Consider the following 5,440-nt stretch of genomic DNA (forward strand, 5'->3'; position numbering starts at 1 on the left):
GTCGCGGCGGGGATGGGCGGTCCATAGGATCGAGGAATGGTGGCCGACGGGAGTACGGGCGGCAGCCTGCTCGCCATCAGCGACCTGCACGTCAACCACCGGGAGAACCGGGAGATCGTGGCGGGCCTGCACGCCGACTCGCCGCACGACTGGCTGCTCGTCGCCGGCGACGTGGCCGACACGGTTGCCGACGTCGAGTGGGCGCTCGGGCTGCTGGCGCACCGCTTCGCGCGGGTGGTCTGGGCGCCCGGCAACCACGAGCTGTGGTCCCCGCCGAACGACCCGGTGACGCTGCGCGGGCTGGAGCGCTACCAGCACCTGGTGGCGGTCTGCCGGCGGCTGGGCGTACTCACCCCGGAGGACCCGTACCCGGTGTGGCGGGGCGAGGGCGGGCCGGTGCTGGTGGCGCCGCTGTTCCTGCTCTACGACCACAGCTGGCTGCCGGACGGGATCGACACCCGGGAGGCGGCGCTGGCCGAGGCGTACCGGACCGGGGTGGTCTGCACCGACGAGTTCCTGCTGCACCCCGACCCGTACCCGAGCCGGGCGCACTGGTGCGCGGCCCGGGTCGAGCAGACCCGGCAGCGGCTGGCCGAGCGGGAGCCGGCGCTGCCCACCGTGCTGGTCAACCACTACCCGCTGGTCCGCGAGCCGACCCGGATCCTGCGCTACCCGATCTTCGCCCAGTGGTGCGGCACCGAGGCCACCGCCGACTGGCACCTGCGCTTCGACGCCGCCGCGGTGGTCTACGGGCACCTGCACATCCCCCGGACAACCTGGCACGACGGCGTCCGGTTCGAGGAGGTCTCGGTGGGCTACCCGCGGGAGTGGCGGCAGCGCACCGTACCGCCGGGGCGGCCGCGGCGGATCCTGCCGGCGCCCCCGGCATGACGGCGGGCCCCGCCGCGCCGGGGCCCGCCGCGCCGTCACCGCTCAGGCGGTCACCGCGTGCAGCGACTTCTTGAGCGCCTTCGGGTCGGTGGGCTTGCGGGGGGCGCCGTCACGCAGCTCGATCATCCGCTCGCCGATCTCCTGCAACTGCTTACGGCCGAGCGCCTCGCGCACCTTCGGGAACCACTCCTGCTCCTCCTCCTCGACGTGGTGCAGCACGTTCTCGATCAGCACAGTGGTCTTGGCGGTGAAGTGCTCGTCCTCGGCGTCCATGGTGAACAGTTCGGCGCAGAGCAGGTCGGCGACGTGGTGCTCCTCGTACGACTCGAGGATGTCGTCCTCCAGGTCCGGCAGGAGCTTGCGGACCTCCGGGTACATCACCTCGTTCTCCAGGTACGTGTGCACGGTGAGCGCCTCGATGATCTGACCCACCAACTGCTTCCGCTTGCTCGCCGGCCCCTCCTCGGCATCCTGGAAGGCCTTGAACAGGCGGCGCATCTCCTTGTGGTCCTCCTTGAGCAGGACGATGGCATCGGTGGACACCGGGTGACCTCCTAGGTTCGACGGATGCTCGTCCGGTACCCCCGCGGTGAGCTGCGGAAACTGGTATGCCCAAGCGGGTGGGGCCCGGCGGATCACCGCCGGGCCCCACCACTGGTCGTGCCGTCGGCTACCGCACCACGTTGTACGCGCTGACCATGCCCGCGCCGTAGAACGAGTTACGCGCCCCGCCGGAGCAGGTGGCGTCGTACGCGTTCGGGCCGGCCGCGATCAGCGGCACCGGGTTGTAGACCCCCTCCGGGCAGGCCGTCGTCTCGGCCGTGCGCTGCAGGAACGAGCTGAGCTGGCCCGGCGTCATGCCCGGGTGGGCGGACAGGGCCAGCGCGGCCACGCCGGCGGCGTGCGGGCTGGACATCGAGGTGCCCTGCTTGTAGCCCCACCCGTTGGTGCGGGTGGTGGTGTTGAAGGTGGTCGACAGGATGCCGTCGGTGATCGTCGACCGGGCACCCTGGGTGCGGAACCGGGTGTCGCCGCCCGGCGCCGTCACCTCGACCACGCCCTGGCCGTACGAGGAGTAGTAGCTCTTCTCCCCGGTCGGGCCGACCGCCGAGACGGTCAGTACGCCCGGCGCCTCACCCGGCAGGACGAGGCAGGCGCTGTTGAGCTCGGCGGACTCGTCCGGGTAGCTGCCGTCGTTGGGTCGGTCGTCGTCGTAGTTCTTGTGCGCGAGGTCCCAGTTCGAGTTCCCCGCGGACGCGACGGTGAGCACGCCCTTGGACTGCGAGTAGCGGATGGCCCGCTGCACGGCCTGCCACACCGGACGCTGCCGGGCGTCGTTGCGGCAGTTCAGCTCCCACGGGTCGATGTAGTAGCTGTTGTTCGTCACCCGCATGCCGTGCTCGGCGGCCCAGACGAAGCCGCAGATCGCGGCCTCCGGGTAGATGAACTGGTCGTCGTTGACCACCTTGACGGCGGCCACCTTGACGCCCGGCGCCACCCCGGTCACCCCGACGCCGTTGACGCCGGCGGCGATGGTGCCGGCCACGTGGGTGCCGTGGTCGGAGGTGGTCGGGTTCCAGGCCGCCTCGGTGGTGTCGGCGACACCGCCGATGCAGGACGCGCTCTTGTCCTTCGCGATCTGGTTGGCCAGGTCGGGGTGGCTGCTGGAGATGCCGCTGTCCAGCACGCCCACCACCACGTCGGCGCTGCCGGCGTTGATCGCGTGGGCCTGCGGGACGCCGATCATCGGCATGTCCCACTGCTGACCGAAGAGCGGCTCCTTGGTCGGATCCGCGGTGGCGGCCACGGCGTCGGCCGCGGCCACCTCGACGGTCTCGCCCTCGTCGAGGGCGGTGCCCAGGCCGGCGGTGGACGCCACCGACTCGACGCCCGCGCCCGCCACGTCGGTGGCGAAGTCGGGGTTGGTCGAGCGGACGACGAGCACGCCGATCTGGTCGTAGCTGGCCACCACCGTGCCCTTGGCGGCGGCCACCCGGGCCGCCGCCTTGTCGGTCTTCGCGCCCTGCGGCGCGAGGACCAGGAACGTGGTGTCCGGGCCGGCGGCCGCCGCGGCGGGCGCGAGCCCACCGGTGACGGCCAGACCGACGCCGAGCGTCATGGCGGACGCGGCGGCCAGTGTCTTGCGACGGAGGTTCTTCACACAGACTCCCAGGGGCCGTTACCCGCCGGTTGACGCGCCCTCGGGGGAGCGCGGACCGGCGAGAAGCAGGCAGGATGCTTGCCTCTGTGCAACAAGCGCTGGGAGTCGGTGTGGCGTTACACACACCCGCTCGGGCGGACAAAAGGTGTCAGACGGTGGCGAGCGTGTGCGGGATCTCGTCGAGCAGCTCGCGGGCGAGGAAACCGATCCGGCCGAACCGGGGCACCAGCCGCTGCCCGCTGACCGCGTGGGCGAACGCGGCCCAGCACGCGGCCTGCGCCGGCTCGGCGCCCCGGGAGAGCAGCCCGGCCAGCAGCCCGGCCCGGACGTCGCCGCTGCCCGAGGTGCCGAGGCCCGCGTCGCCGCTCTCCTCCCGCCAACCGCGCCCGTCCGGCGTGGCGATGTGGCCGTAGAGGGAGACCACGGCGTCGTACCGCCGCGCCAGCTCGGCCGCCTCGGCGTCCAGGTCGTCGCCGGGCTCCCGGCCGAGCAGGTGCCGCGCCTCGGTCAGGTTCGGGGTCAGCACCACCGGTCGGCCCGAGCCGACCAGCAGGTCCGGGCAGTGGCTGAGCGCGCCCAGGGCGTACGCGTCGAGCACCAGCGCGGTCTCCGGGCCGGCCGCGTCGAGCACCAGGCCGAGCAGCGAGCGGGTCTCGTCGATCTCCTTGAGGCCGGGGCCGACGGCGACCACGTCCGCCTCGGCCACCAGCTCGGTCAACCGGTCGCCGGGCTGGCCCGCGACCGCGCCGTCCGCGGTCTCCGGCAGCCCCACCACCAGCGCCTCCGGCACCTGGATGCTCAGCGCGGCGGCGGTGGACTCGGCGGCGGCCAGTTGCAGCACGCCGGCGCCGGCCCGCAGCGCGGCCACCCCGGCCAGCAGCACCGCGCCCGGGGTGAACCGGGAGCCGCCCACCACCAGCACCGTGCCGCGGGCCTCCTTGCCGCCGGTCGGCACGGGCAGCGCCCAGTCCCGCAGCAGCCGCGGGGTGATGACCGGGGTGTCAGACCGGTTCGGCATGGACCTCGTCCTCCCGGGTCGGCGGCGCGCCCTGCTGGCGCAGGTGGGCGACGTCGTTGAACACGTCGAGGGTCAGCCGGCCGCGCGCGTCGGCGGACCAGCCGGTGATCGAGCAGTTCGCGATGACCTGCCCGTGGGTCAGCGCCATCAGCTCCGCCTCGGTGAGCTGCTCGACCAGGTAGCGGGTGAGGAAGACCAGCGCGTCGTGGCCGAAGAGCAGCACCCGCCGGCCCGGGTGGTCGCGTCGCAGGTCGCCGAGGAGGGTACGCAGCCGCAGCGCCACGTCCGTCCAGGACTCTCCGCCCGGCGGCCGGTAGTAGAACTTGCCGAGCCGGGCCCGGCGCGCCGCCTCCTCCGGCAGCCGTTGGCGTACCCCGTGGCCGGTGAGCCCGTCGAGGATGCCCAGCTCCCGGTCGCGCAGCCGCTCGTCCCGGACGACCGGGATGTCGGTGCCGGCCAGCGCCAGCTCGGCGGTGCGCACCGCGCGCAGGTACGGCGACACCACCGCCAGGTCGGGCCGGCGCGACGCGGGCAGCCCGGCCAGCCACCGGCCGGTGGCCCGGGCCTGCTCCTCGCCAGTGGCCGAGAGCGGCACGTCGGCGTCCCGGTGGGTGAGGTCGATCAGCTCGGCGCCGGAGCGTTCGGCCGCGCTCGCCGCCACGTTCGCCGTGCTCTCGCCGTGCCGGACGATCCAGAGCGCTGCCAGTTCCATGGGGCAACCCGTACCCGGGCGTCCCGGCGGGTAATCGCCCGGGCGCGGCGGCCCGGCCCGGTGGTCGGCCGACGCCGGCCGGCGCGGGGTCGGGCCCTGGCGGCCGTCCGGCGGGCGTGAACCCGGCCCGGCCGGGTAAGCGCTGGCTCCACGATGACCGACAGGGGAGGTTGCGCCGTGGCGACCATGACCAAGGAACAGATGAGCCCGGTGAGGGACAAGAACTACGACCTCATCCACACGTTGCAGATGTCGCTGGAGCACGTGTACCGGATGGAGACGTACATCGCCGACGCCGACGCCCGGGGCGACACGGAGCTCGCCACCTGGTTCCGCAAGATCCAGGAGAACAACCGCAAGGCCGGCGACCAGGGCAAGCAGATGTTGATGAACCGCCTCCAGCAGGAAGGTCGCTGACCTCGACCGGGGCCGGGCCGGCGACCCCGGCCCGGCCTCCGCGTGCCCGGCGCCGGCCGCTGCCGACCCGGTCTCCGCGCCGCGTCGTGCCGGCCCCGCCCCACGTGCCCGGTCGCCCCGCCGGCCCGACCTGGCGGTGGTGTCGCCGTACCTGCGCGCGGTGCGCACCGCCGAGCTGGCGCTGGCCGGCACCGACCTCCCGGTCGTCCGGGACGAGCGGCTGCGCGACCGGGAGCTGGGC

At 73.7% G+C, this 5,440-nt stretch carries 6 protein-coding genes and 1 pseudogene; 3 read left to right on the forward strand and 4 right to left on the reverse strand.

Translation table 11 applies throughout. The features are described from left to right. The first annotated feature begins 36 nt into the window (after positions 1–36). Positions 37–891, forward strand: coding sequence for a metallophosphoesterase family protein (locus DLJ47_RS15870; RefSeq protein WP_109900779.1), 855 nt, complete (start codon positions 37–39; stop codon positions 889–891). Between the two features lie 42 nt (positions 892–933). On the opposite strand, the gene DLJ47_RS15875 is transcribed toward DLJ47_RS15870, so the two are convergent. The 4 genes from DLJ47_RS15875 to DLJ47_RS15890 all read right to left on the reverse strand — a co-directional run bounded on the left by DLJ47_RS15875 (position 934) and on the right by DLJ47_RS15890 (position 4,782). Next, positions 934–1,434, reverse strand: a complete 501-nt coding sequence (locus DLJ47_RS15875) for a hemerythrin domain-containing protein (RefSeq protein ID WP_109900780.1) — start codon at positions 1,432–1,434, stop codon at positions 934–936. 127 nt (positions 1,435–1,561) lie between these two features. Then, positions 1,562–3,052 (reverse strand): S8 family peptidase, encoded by a 1,491-nt coding sequence (locus DLJ47_RS15880; RefSeq protein WP_109900781.1) that lies wholly within the window; start codon positions 3,050–3,052, stop codon positions 1,562–1,564. Between the two features lie 148 nt (positions 3,053–3,200). Further along, the gene (locus DLJ47_RS15885; RefSeq protein WP_109900782.1) at positions 3,201–4,070 is read right to left on the reverse strand and encodes an NAD(P)H-hydrate dehydratase; all 870 of its coding nucleotides are present in this window, start codon (positions 4,068–4,070) and stop codon (positions 3,201–3,203) included. After that, the gene (locus DLJ47_RS15890; RefSeq protein WP_109900783.1) at positions 4,054–4,782 is read right to left on the reverse strand and encodes a histidine phosphatase family protein; all 729 of its coding nucleotides are present in this window, start codon (positions 4,780–4,782) and stop codon (positions 4,054–4,056) included. Before DLJ47_RS15890 ends, DLJ47_RS15885 begins: the two co-directional genes overlap by 17 nt. A gap of 186 nt (positions 4,783–4,968) precedes the next feature. Here DLJ47_RS15890 and DLJ47_RS15895 point away from each other — a divergent pair, with 186 nt between their 5' ends. Next, complete coding sequence (locus DLJ47_RS15895; protein WP_109900784.1) at positions 4,969–5,199, forward strand: hypothetical protein; 231 nt, start codon at positions 4,969–4,971, stop codon at positions 5,197–5,199. Positions 5,200–5,326: 127 nt separating this feature from the next. Then, positions 5,327–5,440 (forward strand): annotated as a pseudogene (locus DLJ47_RS15900) (histidine phosphatase family protein); the annotation flags it as partial.

Source organism: Micromonospora sp. S4605, from assembly GCF_003176715.1.
GTDB lineage: Bacteria > Actinomycetota > Actinomycetes > Mycobacteriales > Micromonosporaceae > Micromonospora > Micromonospora echinaurantiaca.

Bases quoted from the DNA above. Each gene is read 5' to 3' on its own strand.
- DLJ47_RS15870 (WP_109900779.1), top strand. From the start codon at position 37: ATGGTGGCCGACGGGAGTACGGGCGGCAGCCTGCTCGCCATCAGCGAC.
- DLJ47_RS15895 (WP_109900784.1), top strand. From the start codon at position 4,969: ATGACCAAGGAACAGATGAGCCCGGTGAGGGACAAGAACTACGACCTC.
- DLJ47_RS15885 (WP_109900782.1), bottom strand. From the start codon at position 4,070: ATGCCGAACCGGTCTGACACCCCGGTCATCACCCCGCGGCTGCTGCGG.
- DLJ47_RS15890 (WP_109900783.1), bottom strand. From the start codon at position 4,782: ATGGAACTGGCAGCGCTCTGGATCGTCCGGCACGGCGAGAGCACGGCG.